This is a genomic window from Arthrobacter sp. zg-Y20 (assembly GCF_030142075.1).
GTDB lineage: Bacteria > Actinomycetota > Actinomycetes > Actinomycetales > Micrococcaceae > Arthrobacter_B.
In genome coordinates this window covers 2660947-2680766 of sequence record NZ_CP126241.1, presented here as the reverse complement: position 1 = coordinate 2680766, position 19820 = coordinate 2660947, and the positions used below count along the sequence as shown (strand labels likewise).

At 65.6% G+C, this 19820-nt stretch carries 19 protein-coding genes and 1 pseudogene; 16 read left to right on the top strand and 4 right to left on the bottom strand.

Going from position 1 to position 19820, the window contains the following annotated elements; genetic code table 11:
* Positions 1-96 precede the first annotated feature (96 nt).
* From QNO06_RS12795 to QNO06_RS12760, 8 genes are all read left to right on the top strand, one after another.
* Entirely contained in the window at positions 97-1341 is a 1245-nt protein-coding gene (locus tag QNO06_RS12795; protein ID WP_227912894.1) for an MFS transporter, read from the top strand.
* Between the two features lie 47 nt (positions 1342-1388).
* Positions 1389-2318 carry an N-acetylglucosamine kinase gene (locus tag QNO06_RS12790; RefSeq protein WP_227912895.1) on the top strand — a complete coding sequence of 310 codons (930 nt, stop codon included), beginning with the start codon at positions 1389-1391 and terminating at the stop codon, positions 2316-2318.
* A 1-nt stretch (position 2319) separates the two neighbouring features.
* Positions 2320-2817: an NUDIX hydrolase gene (locus QNO06_RS12785; protein WP_227912896.1), complete on the top strand. Its 498-nt coding sequence runs from the start codon at positions 2320-2322 to the stop codon at positions 2815-2817.
* Positions 2818-3027: 210 nt separating this feature from the next.
* The gene (locus tag QNO06_RS12780) at positions 3028-4128 is read left to right on the top strand and encodes an ABC transporter ATP-binding protein (RefSeq protein ID WP_227912962.1); all 1101 of its coding nucleotides are present in this window, start codon (positions 3028-3030) and stop codon (positions 4126-4128) included.
* Between the two features lies 1 nt (position 4129).
* A complete protein-coding gene (locus QNO06_RS12775; protein WP_227912898.1) occupies positions 4130-4876 on the top strand; it encodes an ABC transporter permease in 747 nt (248 codons plus the stop codon).
* Entirely contained in the window at positions 4873-5637 is a 765-nt protein-coding gene (locus tag QNO06_RS12770; protein WP_227912900.1) for an ABC transporter permease, read from the top strand. The genes QNO06_RS12775 and QNO06_RS12770 overlap by 4 nt, the downstream gene beginning before the upstream one ends.
* Complete coding sequence (locus QNO06_RS12765) at positions 5634-6587, top strand: ABC transporter substrate-binding protein (protein ID WP_227912902.1); 954 nt, start codon at positions 5634-5636, stop codon at positions 6585-6587. Before QNO06_RS12770 ends, QNO06_RS12765 begins: the two co-directional genes overlap by 4 nt.
* A gap of 85 nt (positions 6588-6672) precedes the next feature.
* Positions 6673-7890, top strand: a complete 1218-nt coding sequence (locus QNO06_RS12760; protein ID WP_227912903.1) for a pyridoxal phosphate-dependent aminotransferase — start codon at positions 6673-6675, stop codon at positions 7888-7890.
* 3 nt (positions 7891-7893) lie between these two features.
* Here the strand turns inward: QNO06_RS12760 and QNO06_RS12755 are convergent, their stop codons facing one another.
* On the bottom strand, positions 7894-8121 hold the full coding sequence (locus QNO06_RS12755) for an exodeoxyribonuclease VII small subunit (RefSeq protein WP_227912905.1): 228 nt from the start codon (positions 8119-8121) through the stop codon (positions 7894-7896).
* 71 nt (positions 8122-8192) lie between these two features.
* A complete protein-coding gene (xseA, locus tag QNO06_RS12750) occupies positions 8193-9461 on the bottom strand; it encodes an exodeoxyribonuclease VII large subunit (protein WP_227912907.1) in 1269 nt (422 codons plus the stop codon).
* Positions 9462-9607: 146 nt separating this feature from the next.
* On the opposite strand from xseA, the gene QNO06_RS12745 reads away from it, so the two are divergent.
* The 5 genes from QNO06_RS12745 (at position 9608) to QNO06_RS12725 (ending at position 15568) form a co-directional block, all read left to right on the top strand.
* Positions 9608-10438, top strand: a complete 831-nt coding sequence (locus tag QNO06_RS12745) for a hypothetical protein (RefSeq protein WP_227912909.1) — start codon at positions 9608-9610, stop codon at positions 10436-10438.
* A gap of 68 nt (positions 10439-10506) precedes the next feature.
* Positions 10507-11598 (top strand): 4-hydroxy-3-methylbut-2-enyl diphosphate reductase, encoded by a 1092-nt coding sequence (locus QNO06_RS12740; RefSeq protein WP_227912914.1) that lies wholly within the window; start codon positions 10507-10509, stop codon positions 11596-11598.
* Positions 11599-12158: 560 nt separating this feature from the next.
* Positions 12159-13562, top strand: a complete 1404-nt coding sequence (locus QNO06_RS12735) for an HNH endonuclease (RefSeq protein WP_284162463.1) — start codon at positions 12159-12161, stop codon at positions 13560-13562.
* A 1-nt stretch (position 13563) separates the two neighbouring features.
* Positions 13564-14649 carry a redox-regulated ATPase YchF gene (ychF, locus tag QNO06_RS12730; protein WP_227913589.1) on the top strand — a complete coding sequence of 362 codons (1086 nt, stop codon included), beginning with the start codon at positions 13564-13566 and terminating at the stop codon, positions 14647-14649.
* A gap of 352 nt (positions 14650-15001) precedes the next feature.
* Positions 15002-15568, top strand: a complete 567-nt coding sequence (locus tag QNO06_RS12725; RefSeq protein WP_227913590.1) for a hypothetical protein — start codon at positions 15002-15004, stop codon at positions 15566-15568.
* Positions 15569-15940: 372 nt separating this feature from the next.
* On the opposite strand, the gene QNO06_RS12720 is transcribed toward QNO06_RS12725, so the two are convergent.
* Positions 15941-16201, bottom strand: coding sequence for a hypothetical protein (locus tag QNO06_RS12720; protein WP_227913591.1), 261 nt, complete (start codon positions 16199-16201; stop codon positions 15941-15943).
* Positions 16202-16452: 251 nt separating this feature from the next.
* On the opposite strand from QNO06_RS12720, the gene QNO06_RS12715 reads away from it, so the two are divergent.
* A complete protein-coding gene (locus QNO06_RS12715; RefSeq protein ID WP_227913592.1) occupies positions 16453-16836 on the top strand; it encodes a VOC family protein in 384 nt (127 codons plus the stop codon).
* Positions 16837-16846: 10 nt separating this feature from the next.
* Positions 16847-17068, top strand: a pseudogene (locus QNO06_RS12710) (type II toxin-antitoxin system Phd/YefM family antitoxin); the annotation flags it as partial.
* A gap of 109 nt (positions 17069-17177) precedes the next feature.
* On the opposite strand, the gene QNO06_RS12705 reads toward QNO06_RS12710, so the two are convergent.
* Positions 17178-17789: an NAD(P)-dependent oxidoreductase gene (locus QNO06_RS12705; RefSeq protein ID WP_227913593.1), complete on the bottom strand. Its 612-nt coding sequence runs from the start codon at positions 17787-17789 to the stop codon at positions 17178-17180.
* A gap of 348 nt (positions 17790-18137) precedes the next feature.
* Between QNO06_RS12705 and QNO06_RS12700 the strand changes: the two genes are divergently transcribed.
* A complete protein-coding gene (locus tag QNO06_RS12700) occupies positions 18138-19787 on the top strand; it encodes a peptide ABC transporter substrate-binding protein (protein WP_227913594.1) in 1650 nt (549 codons plus the stop codon).
* Positions 19788-19820 lie beyond the last annotated feature (33 nt).

The following is a 19820-nucleotide window of genomic DNA, read 5'->3' as shown; positions in this document are numbered from 1 at the left end:
AGCAGATCAATCAAATGTTCACTCTAGTCTCTACTGACTGGTCGCTGACACTTCATCCTGTAGGAGCATTAGCTACAAATAGGACGGAAGTACCCAGTGACAGTGCTCAGTGAGCTGCGCATGCAGCCCGCCGCCCGGACCACCCGGAAGGAGTGGGACGCCGCCATACGTCCCCGGCTTATCCTGACGCTGGCGGTGATGAGCACCCTGCTGATCGGCGCCAACCTGGCCACCCCGCTGTATCCGCTGCTGGGGGACTCCCTTGGGCTGTCCTACTTCGGCGTTACGCTCGCCTTTGCCTCCTACGTGCTGGTCCTGGTGGCCGGTCTGCTGCTGGTGGGCCACTGGTCCGATTACATTGGCCGCCGCGCCGCGCTGGTGGTGGCCGGCGTCGTTTCCCTCGCCGGGGGACTGGTCTTCGGCACTGCCACCGGCGTCGGCGCCCTGATGGCGGGCCGCGCCCTGCAGGGTGCTTCCGTGGCCTTGGCCACCGGAGCCAGCTCCGCCGCGCTGCGGGAACTGCTGCCGCATAAGCCCGAATGGGCCACCCGCTTTACGCTGCTGGTGTCGGCTGGCGGGGTGGCGGCGGGCCCGGTGATCGGCGGCGTGCTGTCGCTGCTGCCGGCACCCACCATGACGCCGTTCCTGATCCACTCCGCCGTCCTCGCCGCCCTGCTGGTTCCGCTGTGCCTGCTCAAGGCCCGCCCCGCCATTTCGCTGAGCGAGGGCCGGCCGCTGGCCATGCTGCGGCCGCGCAAGCCCGCCGTGTCGCACCGGGCGCGGACACAGTTCTGGATTGCCTCCATCACGGGGTTCCTCAGCTTCGCCGCCTTCGGGTTCTGCCTTTCGCTGGCCCCCACCTATTTCTCCTCGATTGCCGGCACCACCTGGCGCCCGGCCATCGGCCTGCTGGCTGCGCTGGCCCTGGGCGCGTCGGCCGTCAGCCAGCTCACCGGCATCCGCGGAAGGTTTACCGCACCGGTGGGCCTCACCATGATGGGGCTGGGCATTGCGCTGATTCCGGTGGCCGGGGCCACCGGCAGCCTGGTCCTCCTGACCGTTGCCTGCCTGGCCGCCGGATTCGGCCAGGGCATGGCCTTCCGCGTGGTCTTCAATGAAGTCGCCGCCGCCGTGGAAGCTGCCGAACATGCCCGCATCATCAGCACCGTCTACGTCATCACCTACCTGGGCAGCGCTTTGCCGGTGCTCGGCCTCGGAGCGGCCGGCGGCATCTGGGGACTGGAGCCGTCCGTGGCCTGGTTCTCCGGCATCATCACCGCCGCCTGCCTCACGCTGGCCGTCCTGAGCCTGCGGCGGGCACGGCGCACGCACGCCCGCTGACACCTGCGCCGGTTCGCCGGATCCCGGCGGGAAAGTAGGCTGGACGAATGCATGTTCTCCCCAGCACCAACCCCGCCGACGGCATTGCCATCGGCCTCGACATCGGCGGCACCAAAACACACGGCATCCGGCTGCAGGACGGCACCGTCACGGCCGAGGCCCGGACGGGAAGCGCCAACGTGCAGAACGTTTCCGTGGACGCGGCCCGGGCGGCCCTCGCGGAAATCTTCGCGCAGCTCGGCACCGACGGCGTGGAAACGGTAGTGGCCGGTTCCGGCGGAGTGGACACTCCCGGAGACGAGGCCGCGCTGCGGGCGCTGATCGCCGAACACGTGCCCGACGCCGTCGTCCGGGTTATCCACGACACCCGCCTGATCCTCGCTGCGGGGGAAGCCGCCGAAGGCATTGCCGTCATCGCCGGCACCGGCTCCGTAGCCTGGGGGATAAACGCATCGGGCCGTCAGGCCCGTTCCGGCGGCTGGGGTTACCTCCTGGGGGATGAAGGAAGCGGCTACTGGGTGGGGCGCGAAGCTGTCCGCCACGTGCTGCGGCACAGCGACCTCGAACGGACACCGGATGCGCTGACCAACGCGCTGCTGCCGGCCTGCGGAGTGGCCGAGCCGGCCGAACTCATCGGAAAGTTCCACGGCTCCACTGACCGCCGCTACTGGGCGGGCAAAGCGGGGCTGGTCTTCGAGGCGGCGCGGGCGGGAGATCCGGCTGCAGCCGACATTGTGCACGCTGCCGCCGAATACCTCGCCGGAACCATTCTCGACGTCGCCCGCCTCCTGAAGACCGCCGGGCCTGTGGTGATCGGCGGCGGGCTCGGGACGCACCAGCCGCTGCTGCAGGACCTGCTGCGGGACCGGTTGTCCGCAGCCGGGTTGACCGATATCCGCTTCCTTTCCGGGGACCCTGTGTTCGGTGTGGCGTATCTGCTGGCGAACCAGGCCCGCAGTACCGGCGCGGAGAGCTGAAATGGCCGCCGCCGAATTCGACGTCCGGGTGGGCGCGTACGCCGTGATCATCCGCGGCGGCCAGCTGCTGCTGGCGCATTGGAACGAGCACGGCAACTCGCGCTGGACACTGCCCGGCGGCGGGCTGGAACTGGGGGAGGACGCCCCCACAGCCGCAGTGCGGGAGGTCCGCGAGGAAACCGGCTATGACGCCCGGCTCGAGGGCCTCCTGGGAGTGGACAGCATCTTCATCCCCACGGAGAAACGCCTGCACCGCGAAAGCGGCAGGCTGCTGCACGCACTGCGGATCATTTACCGGGCCAGCCCCGAAGGCGGAGAACTGCGCAATGAAACGGGCGGAAGCACTGACCAAGCCGCATGGTTTCCGCTGGAGGGCATCAGTACGCTGGAGCGAACCGGGCTGGTGGATGCCGGATTGCGCCTGCTCTCCGCCGCACCGCCCCTCACTCCGCCCATCACGCCGGATGCCCGCCCTGCTGGACGCACCCCGCACCTGTGAAATACCGTGATGCTTCACGGCACGCCGCGAGCTGCCAACCCACCGGCATCCCTGGGCCTGGTATTCCTGGGCCCGGCGTCCCTGAACCCGGCATTCCTGAATCCGGCATTCCCATGCCATGGCACCCCACGGAAGGCACGCACCATGACCCCGCCGCCAGACCCCGCTGTTCCCGGCCGGCATGCATCGGGCAGCCCTGCCGGAACCCCCATGATCCGCTTCCGCGCGGTGACCAAGACCTACGGGGACGCCGCGCCCGCCGTCAACAACCTGGACCTGGACATCGAGCGGGGCTCGATCACCGTTTTTGTCGGCCCCTCGGGCTGCGGCAAAACCACGTCGCTGCGCATGATCAACCGGATGGTGGAACCCACTTCGGGCACCGTTGAGGTGGACGGCCGGGACGTATCGGATGTGCCGGCCGCGCAGCTGCGCCGCTCCATGGGCTACGTGATGCAGTCCTCGGGGCTGCTGCCGCACCGCACCGTGCTGGACAACGTGGCCACCGTGCCGCGGTTGAACGGGACCTCACGCACAGCGGCCCGCCGCCGGGCCGCGGAACTGCTCGACGTCGTCGGACTGGCCCGTACCCTGGGGGACCGGTATCCGGGGCAGCTGTCCGGCGGCCAGCAGCAGCGCGTGGGCGTGGCCCGTGCCCTTGCCGCGGATCCGCCCGTGCTGCTGATGGACGAGCCCTTCAGCGCGGTGGATCCGGTGGTGCGCGCCGAACTGCAGGAGGAACTGCTGCGCCTGCAGCAGGACCTGTCCAAGACCATCGTGTTCGTCACGCACGACATTGACGAGGCCACCATCCTGGGGGACAAGGTGGCCGTTTTCGGCATCGGCGGCAGGCTGGCCCAGTACGCCGCTCCCGAGGAGATCCTCCGGGCGCCGGTGGACGATTTCGTGGCCGGTTTTGTGGGCCGCGACCGCGGCTTCCGGCACCTGTCCTTCCAGAACGGGGACGCGGTGCCCGTGCACCCGGTGCAGCTGGTCGACGTAGCTCAGCTGCAGGACCCCGCCTTCCAGGTCCAGGACGGCTGGGCACTGTGCGTAGATGCCGGCGGCGCACCGTTGGGCTGGGTGCCGGCAGCCGGGCGCACCGCCGTCACCGGTGCCGGGGATCTGGTGCCCGGGGGTTCGCTCTATCCCGAAGGTGAAAGCCTGCGCCGCGCGCTGGACGCTGCCCTGTCCTCGCCTTCGGGCCTGGGCGTGGCAGTTGACGGTGCCGGCCGGGCCGTTGGCGTGGTGAAGGCGGCCGAAGTCCTGGCCCTGATCGAAGCGGCCAGGCTCGCGCGGAGCGGCAGCTGACATGGAGTGGTTCCAGGCCCATCTCGACGACGTGCTGCGGCTCAGTGCCCTGCACCTGTACCAGGCCGTGCTGCCCCTGCTGATCGGGGTGCTGATCGCCCTGCCGGTGGCCCAGCTGGTCCGGGGGCGGCCGAAAATCCGCGGCTTTGTCCTCTCGGCAGGTTCCCTGCTCTACACGATTCCCTCGCTTGCACTGTTCGTCACGCTGCCGGCCATCCTGGGGACCCGGATCCTCGACATGGCCAACATCATCATCGCCCTGACCATTTATGCCGTGGCACTGATGCTGCGGGTAGGTATTGATGCTTTCGATTCGGTGGATGACGGCGTCCGGCAGGCCGCCGTGGCCATGGGGTACCGGCCGCTGCGCCGATTCCTGACCGTTGACCTGCCGCTGTCCGTTCCGGTGCTGATCGCCGGGCTGCGGGTGGTCTCGGTGAGCAACATTTCCATCGTCAGCGTGGGCGCGCTGATCGGCGTCGAAAACCTCGGTTTCTTCTTCAGCGACGGGCTGCGCCGCTACTTCGTGACGGAGATCGTGGTGGGCATCCTCGCCACCTTGGTCCTGGCCCTCGTGATGGACATGGTGTTTGTCCTGCTGCAGCGTTCGCTGACCCCGTGGCTGCGTGCCGGCAAGGGAAAGGGTTCCCGCTCTTCCGGCGGCCCGCACGGCCGCAGCGGACCGGGGCAGGCACCGCGCCCGGCACCCCTGGCGGCGGCTCCTGAAGCCGCTTTGAAGGGAGCATGACCGTGGCTGTTCCGCACACCGATTACACCAGCACCAATGCGCTGGGACAGGGCTGGGAGTGGCTGACCGACCCGGCCAACTGGAGCGGGGCAGCCGGCATCCCGGTACGGGTCCTGGAGCACCTTCAGTACACCGGCCTGGCGCTGCTGATCGCCGCCGTCATTGCCGTGCCTGTTGGCCTGGTCATCGGGCACACCGGCAGGGGACAGGTAGGGGTGGTGGCCGTTTCCGGGCTGCTGCGTGCCCTGCCCACCCTGGGCATGCTCACCCTGTTCGTGCTGCTGGCCGGGCTGGGGCTGATGCCGCCCATCTGGGCCCTGGTGCTGCTGGCTGTCCCGCCGCTGCTGGCCGGGGCCTACGCCGGCGTCGCCTCCGTGGACCGCAGCGTCGTCGACGCCGCCCGCAGCCTGGGCATGACCGAAGCGCAGGTCCTGTTCCGGGTGGAGGTTCCCAACGGCATGCGGGTGATCCTCGGCGGACTGCGCGGCGCGGCCCTGCAGGTGGTCGCCACCGCCGCCGTCGTCGCCACCATCAACCTGGGCGGGCTGGGCCGCTACCTGATCGACGGACTGGCCCTGGCTGATTACGGAAGGGTGTTCGGCGGTGCTGTGGTCATCGCCCTGCTGGCGCTCGCCGTTGATGCCGTGATTGCCTTGGGATCACGCTTTCTGATCCCCACTGGACTCGGCCGCCGCCAGGCGGCCGGCACATCGACCGGCAGCGGAGGACCCGCTGCCGGCGCACAAGGAGGAAAACCATGAAGCAGCACGCGACCCGGGCATCCCGGCGTAAGGCCCTGACTGTCCTGGCCGGCGGACTGGCCCTGGCCCTGGCCGGCTGCAGCGGGGGAGGGGACCCGTTGCAGGAGGAAAGCACGGCAGCCGCCTCCGGCAGCGCTTCCGCCGAAACGCTGATAGTCGGTTCCGCCGACTTCCCCGAGAGCAGCACCATCGCCGAAATTTACGCCGGTGCCCTGAACGCCGCAGGCATCCCTGCCGAAACCAAGTTGAACATCGGCTCGCGCGAGGTCTACATTCCGGCCCTGAAAGACGGCTCGATTGACCTCATCCCCGAGTACACCGGGGCACTGCTGGTGAACGTGGACCCGGAAACGGATCTGGTGGATCCCGGCGAGATCGTGGACGCGCTGGGGGAGAAGCTGCCGGAGAACCTGGTGGTCCTTGAGCCCTCCGACGCCGAAGACAAGGACGCCATGGTGGTCACTGCCGCCACCGCGGAAAAATACCAGCTGGAGAGCATCGAGGACCTGGCCAAGGTCTGCGGGGAACTCACCCTCGGGGCCCCCGCTGAGTTCGCCGAGCGCACGCAGGGCCTGCCCGGCCTGAAGGACAAGTACGGCTGCGAGTTCAAGGAGTTCACCGCCATCGGTGACGCCGGCGGGCCGCTGACCGTCGATGCACTGCTCAAGGGCGACATCCAGGTGGCGGACATCTTCACCACCACCCCGGCCATCGAGGAAAACAGCCTGGTGGTGCTGGAGGACCCGAAGCAGAACTGGCCGGCCCAGCAGGTCATTCCGCTCGTTGCCGATGACCAGGTCAATGACCAGGCCCGCGAGGTGTTGGACAAGGTGTCGGCCCAGCTGACCACTGAGGACCTGATCGCCCTGAACCAGGCTGTCAGCGGCGACCAGAAGCTGGATCCGAGCGAAGCCGCGAAGGACTGGCTGGAGGAAAAGGGCCTGGCCTGATCCGTCCGCCCCTGTTTGTTCCACCCCGGCGCCCCGGCAGCGAAACATACGCTGCCGGGGCGCCGGCTTATGGCATCCTAAGGAAATGGCCGAATTCAAGCAGTCGCACAAACTCCACAACGTCCTCTATGACATCCGGGGACCCTTGCTGCAGCACGCGCAGCAGATGGAGGCCGCAGGCCACCGGATCCTGAAACTGAACATCGGAAACCCCGCGCCCTTCGGCTTCGAAGCCCCCGAGGCGATCCTGGTGGACATGATGCGCCACCTGCCCACAGCCCAGGGCTACAGCGATTCCCGCGGCATCTTTTCCGCCCGTACGGCCGTAGTGCAGTACTACCAGGGCCGCGGCATCAACAACATCGACGTCGACGACGTATACCTCGGCAACGGGGTCAGCGAATTGATTACCTTGTCGCTGCAGGCGCTGCTGAACAACGGTGACGAGATCCTGGTGCCCGCTCCGGACTACCCGCTGTGGACGGCGTCCGTCTCCCTGGCCGGCGGCACCGCGGTGCATTACATGTGCGACGAGGCCGGGAACTGGTGGCCCGACGTCGACGACATCGCCGCCAAGATCACGGACCGGACCAAAGGCATTGTCCTGATCAACCCGAACAACCCCACCGGCGCGGTGTACCCGGAGCACGTGGTGAAGTCGATCGTGGAACTGGCCCGCAAGCACGGCCTGATCATCTTCTCGGACGAAATTTACGAAAAGATCGTGTACGACGACGCCGTGCACGTGAACTCCGCCGCCCTCACCGGCGACGATGTCCTCTGCCTGACCTTCAGCGGGCTCTCCAAGGCCTACCGGATAGCCGGGTACCGCAGCGGCTGGATGGCAATTTCCGGCCCGAAGCGCGACGCTGCGGACTACATCGAAGGCATTAATCTCCTGGCCAACATGCGCCTGTGCGCAAATGTGCCGGCCCAGCATGCCATCCAGACCGCCCTGGGCGGCTACCAGAGCATCAACGACCTGATCCTGCCCGGCGGGCGGCTGCGCGCCCAGCGGGACAAGGCCTACCAAATGCTCAATGACATCCCCGGGGTCAGCTGCGAACCGGCGCAGGGCGCGCTGTACCTCTTCCCGCGCCTGGATCCGGACGTTTATCCCATCAAGGATGACGAGCAGTTTGCCCTGGACCTGCTCAAGCAGCAGAAAATCCTGATCTCCGTGGGGACGGCCTTCAACTGGGTCCGTCCGGACCACTTCCGGATGGTGTTCCTGCCCAGCGTGGAAGACATCGAGGACGCCATGACCCGGCTGGCCGAGTTCCTGGGCAGCTACAAGCCCTAAGGCCTACTCGCCGGCAGCATGCTCCCGGGCGGCGTCGAGGCGCTTGCGGGCACCCTCGAGCCAGGACTCGCAGCGGGTGGCCAGCAGCTCGCCGCGCTCCCAGAGGGCCAGCGACTCCTCCAGGCTGGCGCCGCCGGTTTCCAGCCGGCCAACCACGGCCACCAGTTCGTCGCGGGCCTGCTCATAGCTCATGGCTTCGATGTCGGCCGGTACTGCGGGTGTTTCACTCATGTCTTGTCCTCTGCTGTTTCTCGGTGCTGGTTTGAAAGCTGGCTGGGCTGGCGCGCGGACGGCTTGCCCGGTCAGGCGCCCTCGGTGGCGGCCAGTTCGCCCACGGCCACCCGGATCCGCAGGCGTGCCGCCGGCGGGACCGCGGCGGCGTCGCGGACCACGCTGCCGTCTGCCTGGAGCTGGACGACGGCGTAGCCGCGGTCCAACGTGTTCTGCGGCGACAGGGCCCGCACCTGCGCGCGCAGGTGCCCGATCCGGTCGGCATCCCGGCGCACCTCGGCGGTAACGGATGCCAGTGCCCGGGAACGCAGCCGGGACATCTCTTCCTCCCGGCGCTCCACCATGGACTGCGGTGCGGCCAGGACGGGGCGGGAGCGGATGTGGTTCAGCCGGTCGGTTTCCCGGCTCACCAGCATGGTCAGTATCCGTCTCAGCTGCGCCCGGGACTGCCGCACACGGGCCAGTTCCTCGCCGACGTCGGGCACTATGCGTTTGGCGGCGTCGGTGGGCGTGGACGCGCGCAGGTCGGCGACCTCGTCCAGCAGGGGCCGGTCCGCTTCGTGGCCGATGGCGCTCACCACCGGGGTCTGCGCCGCGGAGACAGCCCGGACCAGGTCCTCATGGCTGAACGGCAGCAGGTCCTCCAGGGAACCGCCGCCGCGGGCAATCACAATCACGTCCACTTCCGCCATGGCGTCCAGCTCGGCCAGCGCCCGGGTCACTTCGGCCACGGCGTTCACGCCCTGGACCGCGACCTCGCGCACCTCGAAGGCGACGGCGGGCCAGCGCAGCGCGGCGTTGCGCATGACGTCCTTCATGGCATCGGAGTTCCGGCCGGTGATCAGCCCGATCCTGCCCGGCAGCAGCGGCAGCGGCAGCTTGCGGTCCTCGCTGAACAGGCCTTCGGCCGCCAGGGCATGCCGCAGCCGTTCAATCCGCGCCAGCAGGTCGCCCAGCCCCACGGGGCGGATGTCGCGGGTCTGCATGGACAGCCGGCCGGTCTTGACCCAGAAGTCGGGCTTCACCTGCGCCACCACCCGGGCCCCGCGCTCGAGCGGCAGTTCCAGCCTGTTCATCACCGTGCTCCACACCGTCAGCGAGAGCGAGACCTCGGCGTCGACGTCGCGCAGGGTGATGTAGGAGGCGTTGGCGCGGCGGTTGAGTTCGATGACCTGGCCCTCCACCCAGGTGGCGGGCGCGCGGTCAATGTAGCTTTTGAGGTTCTTGGAGAGCAGCGCCAGCGGCCAAGGGTTCTCGGGGGTGGTCTGCGCGGCCGTTGCGGGCAGGGTTGTCTTCTCCGGGGTATTCTCGGGACTCAAAGGTCCGCTGTCGTCTTGCATCTGGATGCTCCCGCGGTGGATTGGAACTGGCTCTCGGGCCGGGATGGAAAACCGGCACAGGCTTAATGTCTATCAGGTGCATCCCCCGGTCCGGTTCCGGCCGCGTTTTCGCAGGCGGCCGGCGGCAACGGACAAGGAAGCAATTTATGCGCACATTCGCCTCAGCGGTATTCGGACTGCTGGCGGTCCTGCTCACCGCAGCTGCCTTCACGGGAGCATGGCTGAACACCAACGTGGCGTCGGAGGACGGCTTTGCCGCCCTGGGGGAGCCGCTGGCCGAAGACGCGCAGCTCCAGCAGGAACTCGCTGCGGCGATTTCCGCGCGGGCCGCGGAATCCGTGGACCTTCCCGGCCCGCTGGCGGGAATGGTGGAGCCCTTGGTCACCTCCGCCGTCGAAGGCGTCCAGGCGCTGCCGGAATATCCGCAGGCCTGGAACGAGACCCTGCGCCGCTCGCATGCGCTGACCTTCGCCGAGGACGGCGGGTCGGCCGCGGCAGGCACGCTGACCCTCGACGTCGCACCCCTGGTGTCATTGGTCACCGGAAGCGTGGGCGGGGAACTGAATGTGGACGTTCCGGCGCCCGAGCAGGTGCCGGTGGAGGTCAGTGCCGCGGGGCGGGCGCAGCTGTTGGCCAATGTCCAGCGTGCCGGGGAGGCCTGGCCGGTCCTTGCCCTGGCTGCAGGCGTGGCGGGGATCCTGGCCCTGCTGATTGCCCGGCGCCGCTCCACCACCTTTGCGCTGATCGGCCTGGGCGTGGCGCTCGCCGGGGCGGTGCTGTGGCTGGCTGCCGGGATGTTCCCGGACCGGGTTGCCGCTCAGCAGTTCGGCAGCGCCGTGGCATCTTCCTTTGCCGAGGCCTTCGCCGGCCAGGTGACAGACAGCATGCGCACCTGGACCATCGGGCTGATGCTCGCAGGGGTTGCCGCGCTGGTGGTGGGACTGCTGGCACGGGTGGTCCGCGGCTCGCGGCGGTAGGTCACGCTGTGAGCGTACGCACGGTGTGAAGGCCCGGGAAGGACAGCTATACCCGATAGCATGGGTGCATGACCAGCACTGTAATCTCCGTGCCTATGCCCACCGTGCCCCGGCGGCGCCGCACCCCCGATGAAGTGGCTGCAGCCGCTCCCGTCTACGGGCCCCGGCGCGTGATGCTGGCGGCACCGCGCGGCTACTGCGCCGGAGTGGACCGCGCGGTCATCGCCGTCGAGAAGGCGCTGGAAGCCTACGGGCCGCCCGTTTACGTCCGCAAACAGATTGTGCACAACCTCCACGTGGTCCAGACCCTGGAGGAAAAGGGTGCCATTTTCGTGGACGAGACCGACGAGGTGCCCGAAGGCGCCCGCCTGATTTTCTCCGCCCACGGTGTGTCGCCCGCCGTTGTCCAGTCCGCCAAGGACCGGAACCTGCAGACCATTGACGCCACCTGCCCGCTGGTCACCAAGGTGCACCGCGAAGCCGTGCGCTTTGCCCGCGACGATTTCGACATCCTGCTGATCGGACATGCCGGCCACGAAGAGGTCGAAGGCACGTACGGCGAAGCGCCGGAACACATGCAGATTGTCAACGGTCCCGAAGACGTGGACAAGGTCACCGTGCGGGACCCCGATAAGGTCATCTGGCTGTCGCAGACCACGCTGAGCGTGGACGAAGCCATGCACACCGTGAACCTGCTGCGCGAGCGTTTCCCGTCCCTGCAGGACCCGCCCAGCGACGACATTTGCTACGCCACCTCCAACCGCCAGGCGGCCATCAAGAAGATCGCCCCCGAGGCGGACTTGGTGCTGGTGGTCGGCTCGGCCAACTCCTCCAACTCCGTACGGCTGGTCGAGGTGGCGCTGGAATACGGAGCCAAGGCCTCCTACCGAGTGGACTTCGCCAACGAGGTGGACGAAAGCTGGTTCGAGGGCGTGGCCACCGTAGGTGTGACCTCAGGTGCTTCCGTTCCCGAGAACCTGGTGCAGGATGTGCTCCACCTGCTGGCGCAGTACGGCTACGGCGACGTCGAAGAAGTAGTGACGGCCGAAGAGGACATCATGTTCTCCCTGCCCAAGGAAATCCGCGCCACGCTGAAGGCCATGGGCGACTCCTCCCGCGGACTGGGCGGACGACGCCGCGGGGACGACGTCCAGGGGTAGGTTCGGTTCCGCGGGGCTGGGCTGGGGACGGGGGTTGTGAGAGCCCTTAGTGAGGCGGTGACTCCCACTGGGCCTGCCTGAGCTGGTTCCTGCGGGTCCTGACCCGTAAGGTAAGCAACCGGGCCGCCGTCCCCGTCCCAGGACTGCGGCATTCAACGCCGCAGATTTACGCGGATCATACGGTCCAGCGGACGCTCCACGACGCGCCGGAAAGCCCGTACCCGTTCATCCAAGTACTTTGTCCACAGGCTCGAAAACACCCGTTGTTACGGCCTTGGGCCGCAGTTACTATCGAACACATGTTCGAATCGTTGGAAGCGGCGGCTTCCTTTTATACTGACGTACCCGGTCCTGACGTCGCGTCTTTTTCCCGACTTGCGGCACCCATGGCCTTTGTCCCCGCTCTTGTTGAGGCAGGGGCGAAGCGGAAGACGCCGGCAACCTCGCCCGCGTGGTCGCCAGCGACTGGACAGCGGTTCGCGGTCCTTTCAGCTCGCATAGCCGAAGATGCTCCAAGCTCGGACGCGGCCTCTGCGGCCGAGGTTTCGTCTGCTGTCGAGGTGGCGTCTTGGTCCCGGGCGCTCGCCTCCGAGGAATCCCTGGCCGCGATTGCTGCTGATTCCGATGCGGAACTTGTTGACCGGCTCCGTGCTTTGGAGGAGCTGAAGGCTGCTGCGTGTGCGGCGCAGGCCCGTGCCGCGGCGGCGTTGGACGTGTCCGTGCGTGCGGCTCATGCCCGGGCCGGACTGCCCGCGGAGAAACAGGGTGTGGGCGTTGGAGCGCAGGTGGCGTTGGCGCGGCGGGAGTCTCCGGCCCGCGGCGGCCGGATCCTGGGCTTCGCGAAGGCCTTGACCCAGGAGATGCCGTGCACGCTCAAAGCGTTCTCGGAAGGCCACATTAGTGAGTGGCGGGCGACCCTGCTGGTCCGCGAGACCGCCTGCCTATCCGTGGAGGACCGGCAACTGGTAGATCAGGAAATCGCCGGGGATCCTGCCGGGCTGGACGGATTGGGGGATCAGCGCCTGATAGCGAGGATCCGGAAGATCACGTACCGGCTTGATCAGGCCGCGTTGGTGCGGCGGGCGGCGAAGGCGGAGGCGGACCGGTTTGTGTCCTGCCGTCCGGCTCCGGACACCATGACCTACCTGACGGGTCTGCTGCCGGTGGCCCAGGGGGTTGCGGTGTATGCGGCACTGAGCCGTGCTGCGGATTCGTTGCGGGCCCGGGGCGATGCCCGTGGCCGGGGCCAGATCATGGCCGACACGATGGTTGAACGCATCACCGGCCAGGCAAAGGCTGAGCAGGTGCCGGTGGAAGTGCAGCTGGTAATGACGGACCGAACCCTGCTGGCCGGAGACCGGGAGCCTGCGCACTTGGCCGGGTACGGGGTGGTTCCAGCACCGTGGGCGAGGGATTTGGTGCGTAAGGGAGTCGGGAACCTGGGGAAGCCGCCCTCACATAACGCTTCGGGCGATTCTTCGAACAACTCGTCTGACCCTGCCGGTATCTGGGTCCGCCGCGTCTACACTGCCCCAAGTTCTGGGGAGCTGCTGGCCATGGATTCCAAGGCCCGGTTCGTGCCGGCGTCCCTGGCCCGTCTGGTCACGGTCCGGGACCAGACCTGCCGGACCCCGTGGTGTGATGCGCCGATCCGGCACCAGGACCACATCCGGCCGCGCCGTGACGACGGTCCTACGGAGGTGGCCAATATCCAGGGGCTGTGTGAGGCGTGCAACCACGCGAAGGAGGCTCCCGGTTGGAAGGCGACCGTTGTCCATCCGGACCGGCGCCGGGGGCACAGGAAAGATCCGCCGCCATCGCCGTCAAGCACCCCGGTGGCTTCTGCCAGCCACACGGTCGACACCACCACTCCCACTGGCCACCGCTACCGATCGACCGCGCCACCGCTGCCGGGCACTCCGGGCCGTGAGAGTTCCGGCCCCACTCCCGGTATCATTTACTAACGTGGCTCTTACTATTGGCATCGTCGGCCTGCCCAACGTCGGCAAATCAACCCTGTTCAATGCGCTGACCCGCAACAACGTGCTGGCGGCGAACTATCCGTTCGCCACCATCGAACCGAACGTCGGCGTCGTGTCCTTGCCGGACCCTCGCCTGGCCAAGCTGGCCGAAATCCACGGTTCCGCACGCATCCTCCCGGCCACCGTGTCCTTCGTGGACATCGCCGGGATCGTGAAGGGCGCCTCCGAAGGTGAAGGACTGGGCAACCAGTTCCTCGCCAACATCCGTGAGGCCGAAGCCATTGCCCAGGTTATCCGCGTGTTCGATGACCCCGACGTCATCCACGTGGACGGCAAGGTGGACCCGCGTTCGGACATGGAAACCATCAACACCGAACTGATCCTCGCTGACCTGCAGACGCTGGAAAAGGCGATCCCTCGGGTGGAGAAGGAAGTGAAGATCAAGAAGCGCGATGCCGCGCAGCTGGCTGCCATGCAGGCTGCCCAGGCTGTGCTGGAGCGCGGCGACACGATCTTCTCCTCCGTGGCCAGCGACAAGCTGGACATGGAGCACCTGCGCGAGCTGAGCCTGCTCACGGCCAAGCCGTTCATCTACGTCTTCAACGTGGATGACGCCGTCCTGGGCAACCCGGACCGCCAGGCCGAGCTGCGTGAACTGGTGGCACCGGCGGACGCCATCTTCCTCGACGCCAAGCTTGAAGCAGATCTGGTGGAGCTGGACGAAGAAGAAGCCCGCGAGATGCTCGAAATGAGCGGCCAGGAGGAATCCGGCCTGGACAAGCTTGCACGCGTCGGTTTCCACACTCTCGGCCTGCAGACCTACCTGACGGCAGGCCCTAAGGAAACCCGTGCCTGGACCATCCGCAAGGGTGACACCGCGCCTCAAGCTGCCGGCGTCATCCACTCCGACTTCCAGCGCGGCTTCATCAAGGCCGAAATCGTGTCCTTCGAAGACCTCGTTGACGCCGGCTCGATGGCTGAGGCCAAGTCCCGCGGCAAGGTCCGCATCGAAGGCAAGGAATACGTTATGGCCGACGGCGACGTGGTGGAATTTAGATTTAATGTATAGATTCTTCGCCTAATTCAATAGAAATGCCGCCCTCCGGAAAACGTATGAGGGCGGCATTTCTTGTTTACGGATCGAGGGTTGTATCGTCACCAGCCTTCGTGGATCTCGTGCGGTACCGCCCACGAGCCTTTGAAGAGGAATAGCCAACACGGGTCACGACTTAGTTCGCCTCCGGAGGCCCCGATCCCAGCGGACATTTCCGATCGGGGCCTCTAGCTTTGAGCGAACCATTTACTGAAGGCAGGTCGAATGCGATGCTAGGCACCAACGACTGTTCTCCGTCCGGCCGACAAATCAAGGAGTCTCTATGCGGGGAATAGGGCTTAGACGGCGGGCTGTTTGGCCAAAAGAAATGACCATCCGGATTGATGACCACGCGCAGAACCTGAAGATGCTTCTCTATATCCGAAAGGCATGGATGATCGCCCAGGACATCGAAATTCCGGAACTCAGCCCTGTGCCTGCGACGGGTGCATCGAAAATCCCGGCGTCAGCAAGCCGTGAGGTATGGGATGAACGCTGGAAGCAGCAATGGGACCGCAGCTGGGACTGGTTCAACATAAGCACAGTTCAAAACGAACCGATCTCACAGGAAGAGATGCAAAAACTCTCGAGCCCTGGACAGGAACTCCACCCGATTGTGCCACCATTCTGGCCCGTCGAATACGGCGAGGATGGGGTAGATCTGGTGGCCTTCAATACGTGGGATAAACAGACAACGCCGAACTTTCCTTCCCGGTCCGAACAAGATAGCCTTCCGGCGCTGGTTAAGGCATGGCAAGACGGGCTCACGACGATCATCGTACTGCCCTATTTGGGGTACTTTGCGCAGCGTCTCAACGCCAGTCATCTTGTCATCTCAGCTGAAACCAGGAACGACCCGAAACTCTACACTGAGGCACTCCAAACCAGTCGCTGATACCAAGAAGCGCCCAGGTGGCAAAGGACGGCGGCGCCGCTGGCAGGGTCCGGTGCCGCGCGGCGGCGGCAGGACCTCCGGCGCGGGAGCGGGTTCCGTCAGCGGCCCATGCTGCCGCCGCCGGAGACATTCCTCAGATCAACCGGGACGTAGCGCTCGGCTTCCCCTACCTCGAAGGTAATCTGACTGCGAATGTAAGAGGTTGATCGGCTACGGAACGTGGTGGAATTCCGTTTCAACGTCTAGATTCTTCACCTGAATCAATAGAAATGCCGCCCTCCGTGAAAACGTTAGAGGGCGGCATTTCTATATCGGGGGCAAGCCTGGCACCCGAAAAACCTAGTTTAAACAAGGACGCGGTGCTGCGGGCATCTACCCTGCGAACTCAAAGGCGACGGTGATCTCGGGGTCGATGCTTGTGATGATTCCGGAGTAGAAGGACTTGGCCTGGTCTTTCAATTCTGCTTCATTTTCGCTGATGTACTTCTGCTTGTTCTCGTCACTGAGAATGTTGTTGATCATGCGAGTTTGAACGGCTGGCGGTGCCAGCCAGCTAAGCGCGTTGTTGCTCTCGAGGGCGTCCTCGAACACGGGATCGTCAAAGCCGATGCCGATGAATTCAGGGATAGTCACGCGAAACGACCCTGGGCCGGTGGGTTCGATCTTCACCTGTGACCCATCGATGCCTAGTTTCGCGTCGAACTTGCACTGGAGTGGCAGCTTCCAGAGGGCATTCGGCTAGGCAACGTAGTGGAGTTCCAGTTCAACGTCTAGCCCTTCGACGTCGAGCGAGCGAATCGAGACGAAACGGACGGAACTTTGTTCCAGGTCGGCACGGAGCGGATACGCCGAGTGATTCGTGCCCGGATGCATACCATCGGCGTATGAGCAGAATCGTGTGGTGGGAAATCGAAACGTCCGATCCTGAGGAGTTCATGCGGTTCCACTCGGAACTGTCGGGATGGTCGTTCGAGCCTGCCTTCGCTGGGACGGAGCTCGGCGCAGACTACTGGGTGATCCACGCTGACGGATCTGAGATCGGAGGCCTCCAGCGAGCCTCAACGCCTGCGACTTCTCCGGCTGCGGGTCCGCGCCTGTACGTAGCGGTCGACGACCTCGAGTCTGCGCTTGATCGAGTCGTTACCTATGGGGGATCCGTGAAGCGTTCGCGTGTGGAGCTGGGTGGCGACGATCGCTGGTTCGGTATCTACTGCGATCCAACAGGTGTTTCCTTCGGCATGTGGACAGCAAATCCCCTGAGAGTGTGAGGCGCGAAAGACGCTGTTCCAGCTCATCGAGCGCATCAATGACGATCGTGAAGCTGTTGAGATTGTTTCCCCAAAGGGTAGTGCTGTCCTGATGCCAGCCGACGAGTATGCCGCTTGGCAGGAAACCGCGTATCTCTTCCGCTCGCCCGCCAACGCCCGCCGCCTGCTCGACTCCTACGAACGGGCGCGCACAGGTCAGACCGAGGAGCACCCGCTCAACCAAGAGGACTGAACTTTGATCGTGCTCGTTACAATTTCCCACCTGGTGTGACGAGAGCCTAACTACGCGAGAGACCGGCAGGCCGGGGGACAGGCGCCGGCACTGGTGGACGGGCGCGCCCCTAGCCGCTCACCCCGAACGCCTTCCCTACTGCGGAATCGTCTTCGAGAATTTTGAGCATGCAGGCCGCCAGGTCCTTTCGAGGCACAGACCCCCGCAGCTTTTCCGGGTTCCCCACCTCGAGCGCCCGCCAGGTACCGGCGGGTTCCCTGTTGGTGAGGCCGGTTGGCCGCAGGATGGTCCAGTCCAACCCTGAGCCCGTCACCAGGGACTCCTGCTCATTGTGGTCAGCCAGCGGAGCAGCAAGCGCCACCCGGGTGATCAGTCCCATTGGACCGGGCAGCTGGGATGACGAATTCCCCGCCCCCAACGAGGACTGGACCACGAGTCGCCGCACGCCGGCGTCCTGCATGGCCTTGATGACAGTTCCGGTCACTGCGGCACGCTGATGCTTCACGCCCCTTGCGCCGCCCACAGTTACGACGACGGCGTCGGCTCCGGTCACGGCGCCGGCAACTACGGCAGGGTCTGTTGCGTCACCGGCGACTGCACGGACGCCCGCAGGCGCGCCGCCGCTTCGCGAGAGGACAGTAACCTCGTGGCCGGCCTCCTGCGCCAAGGAAGCCAAATGGGCGCCGGTGCCACGGGATCCGCCCACAATGGTGATTTTCATAGGTCCTCAGTTCGGGTTTCAGCGGGCGGGGGTACTTCCCATCATCGGGCAAACATCGCGCGAGTCTCGCACTGAACAGCCCAATGTGACATGCCAACGCATGTATTACGCCGCCTGTATGCCAAATCGTTACCGGGAGGTTTTGCCGCACCTAAACCCAAGTGGGGAGCGCCTTTCGCGGCCCTCGGGCGGCACTTGGCGGCCCCGCCCCCGCAAAGCACCCGGTCTTTGTTACCGTCCGGAAACAAGTTGGGCTTATGCTTTTGGCTTTGTGAGTCGGTTCACCATTTGGCGGAGCCGCAACACCGGCGTCATTCACGCCGGAACCGAACAGAACTAGGAGGCGGAATGCGCGTCACACGCACTTCCAAAATGCTGAGCGTAGCGGCCGTTGCCGCACTTGCGCTGAGCGCCTGCGGTGGAGGATCCGACGAATCGGCCGAAGGCTCAGGTGAGACCGAGGGCAACAGCACCGCGATCATCACGGCCAACGGCACCGAACCGCAGAACCCGCTGATGCCCGTGAACACCAACGAAGTTGGCGGCGGACGCATCATGGACCTGCTCTTCGAAGGCCTCGTCAGCTACGACGCCGACGGCAACACTGTTAATGAACTCGCTGAGTCCATCGACACCGAAGATTCCCAGACGTACACCATCAAGGTGAAGGCTGACCAGAAGTTCACCAACGGCGAGGCCATCACGGCCAAGTCCTTCGTGGACGCCTGGAACTTTGGCGCAGCCGCCAAGAACGCCCAGCTGAACTCGTACTTCTTCGAGAGCATCGAAGGCTACGACGAGGTCAGCGCAGAAGGCGCAATGGCCGACACCATGAGCGGCCTGACCGTTGTTGATGACAACACGTTCACCGTGAAGCTCAGCCAGCCCGAGTCCGACTTCCCGCAGCGCCTTGGCTACACGGCCTTCTTCCCGCTGCCGGCTGAAGCCGTCACGGATCCGGCCAAGTTCGGCGAGACCCCGGTCGGCAACGGCCCGTACATGCTCGCCGGCGACGACGCTTGGCAGCACGAGGTCCAGATCGAACTGGTCACGAACCCGGACTACACCGGAAGCCGCGTTCCGCAGAACGGCGGAGTGACCTTCAAGTTCTACTCCTCGTTCGACGCAGCTTACGCTGACCTGCAGTCCAACAACTTGGACATCCTGGACACCATGCCCAATGCTGCCCTGAAGACGTTCAAGACTGACCTGGGTGAAGGACGCTACTCCGAGAAGGCGTACGCCGGCAACCAGACCATCACCATCCCCGGTTACCTGCCGGCGTTCTCCGGCGAAGCCGGCGAACTGCGCCGCCAGGCCATCTCCATGGCCATCAACCGCGACCAGATCACCGATGTTGTCTTCTCCGGTTCGCGTGAGCCCGCCAAGGAATTCACCGCTCCGGTGATCGAGGGCTACAGCGACAGCGTCCCCGGCAACGAGGTGCTCGAATTCAATGTGGAGAAGGCCAAGGAACTGTGGCAGAAGGCAGACAAGATCTCGCCGTGGCCCGCAGATGAAACCTTCACCATTGGCTACAACGCCGACGCAAACCACAAGGAATGGGTCGACGCCGTCGCCAACGGCCTGAAGAACAACCTCGGCATCAAGGCTGAAGGCAAGCCCTACGCAACGTTCAAGGAACTGCGCGCAGACGCTACCGCCAAGACCCTGACCGGTGCCATCCGCACTGGCTGGCAGGCTGACTACCCGTCGCTGAACAACTTCCTCGGCCCGCTGTACGGCACCGGTGCAGGTTCCAACGACGGCGACTACTCGAGCGAAGAGTTCGACAAGCTGCTGGGCGAAGGCCTTGCCGCTTCCACTCCGGAAGACGGCGCAAAGATCTTCAACCAGGCGCAGGAAGTCCTGCTCAAGGATCTCCCCGTCATCCCGCTGTGGTACCAGGTGGCACAGTCCGGCTGGAGCGAGAACGTGGACAACGTTGAGACCGGCTGGAACGGCGTTCCGGTTTACTACAACGTCACCGCCAAGTAGCAGAATCTAGACCGACCCAACCGGGGCCCGGCC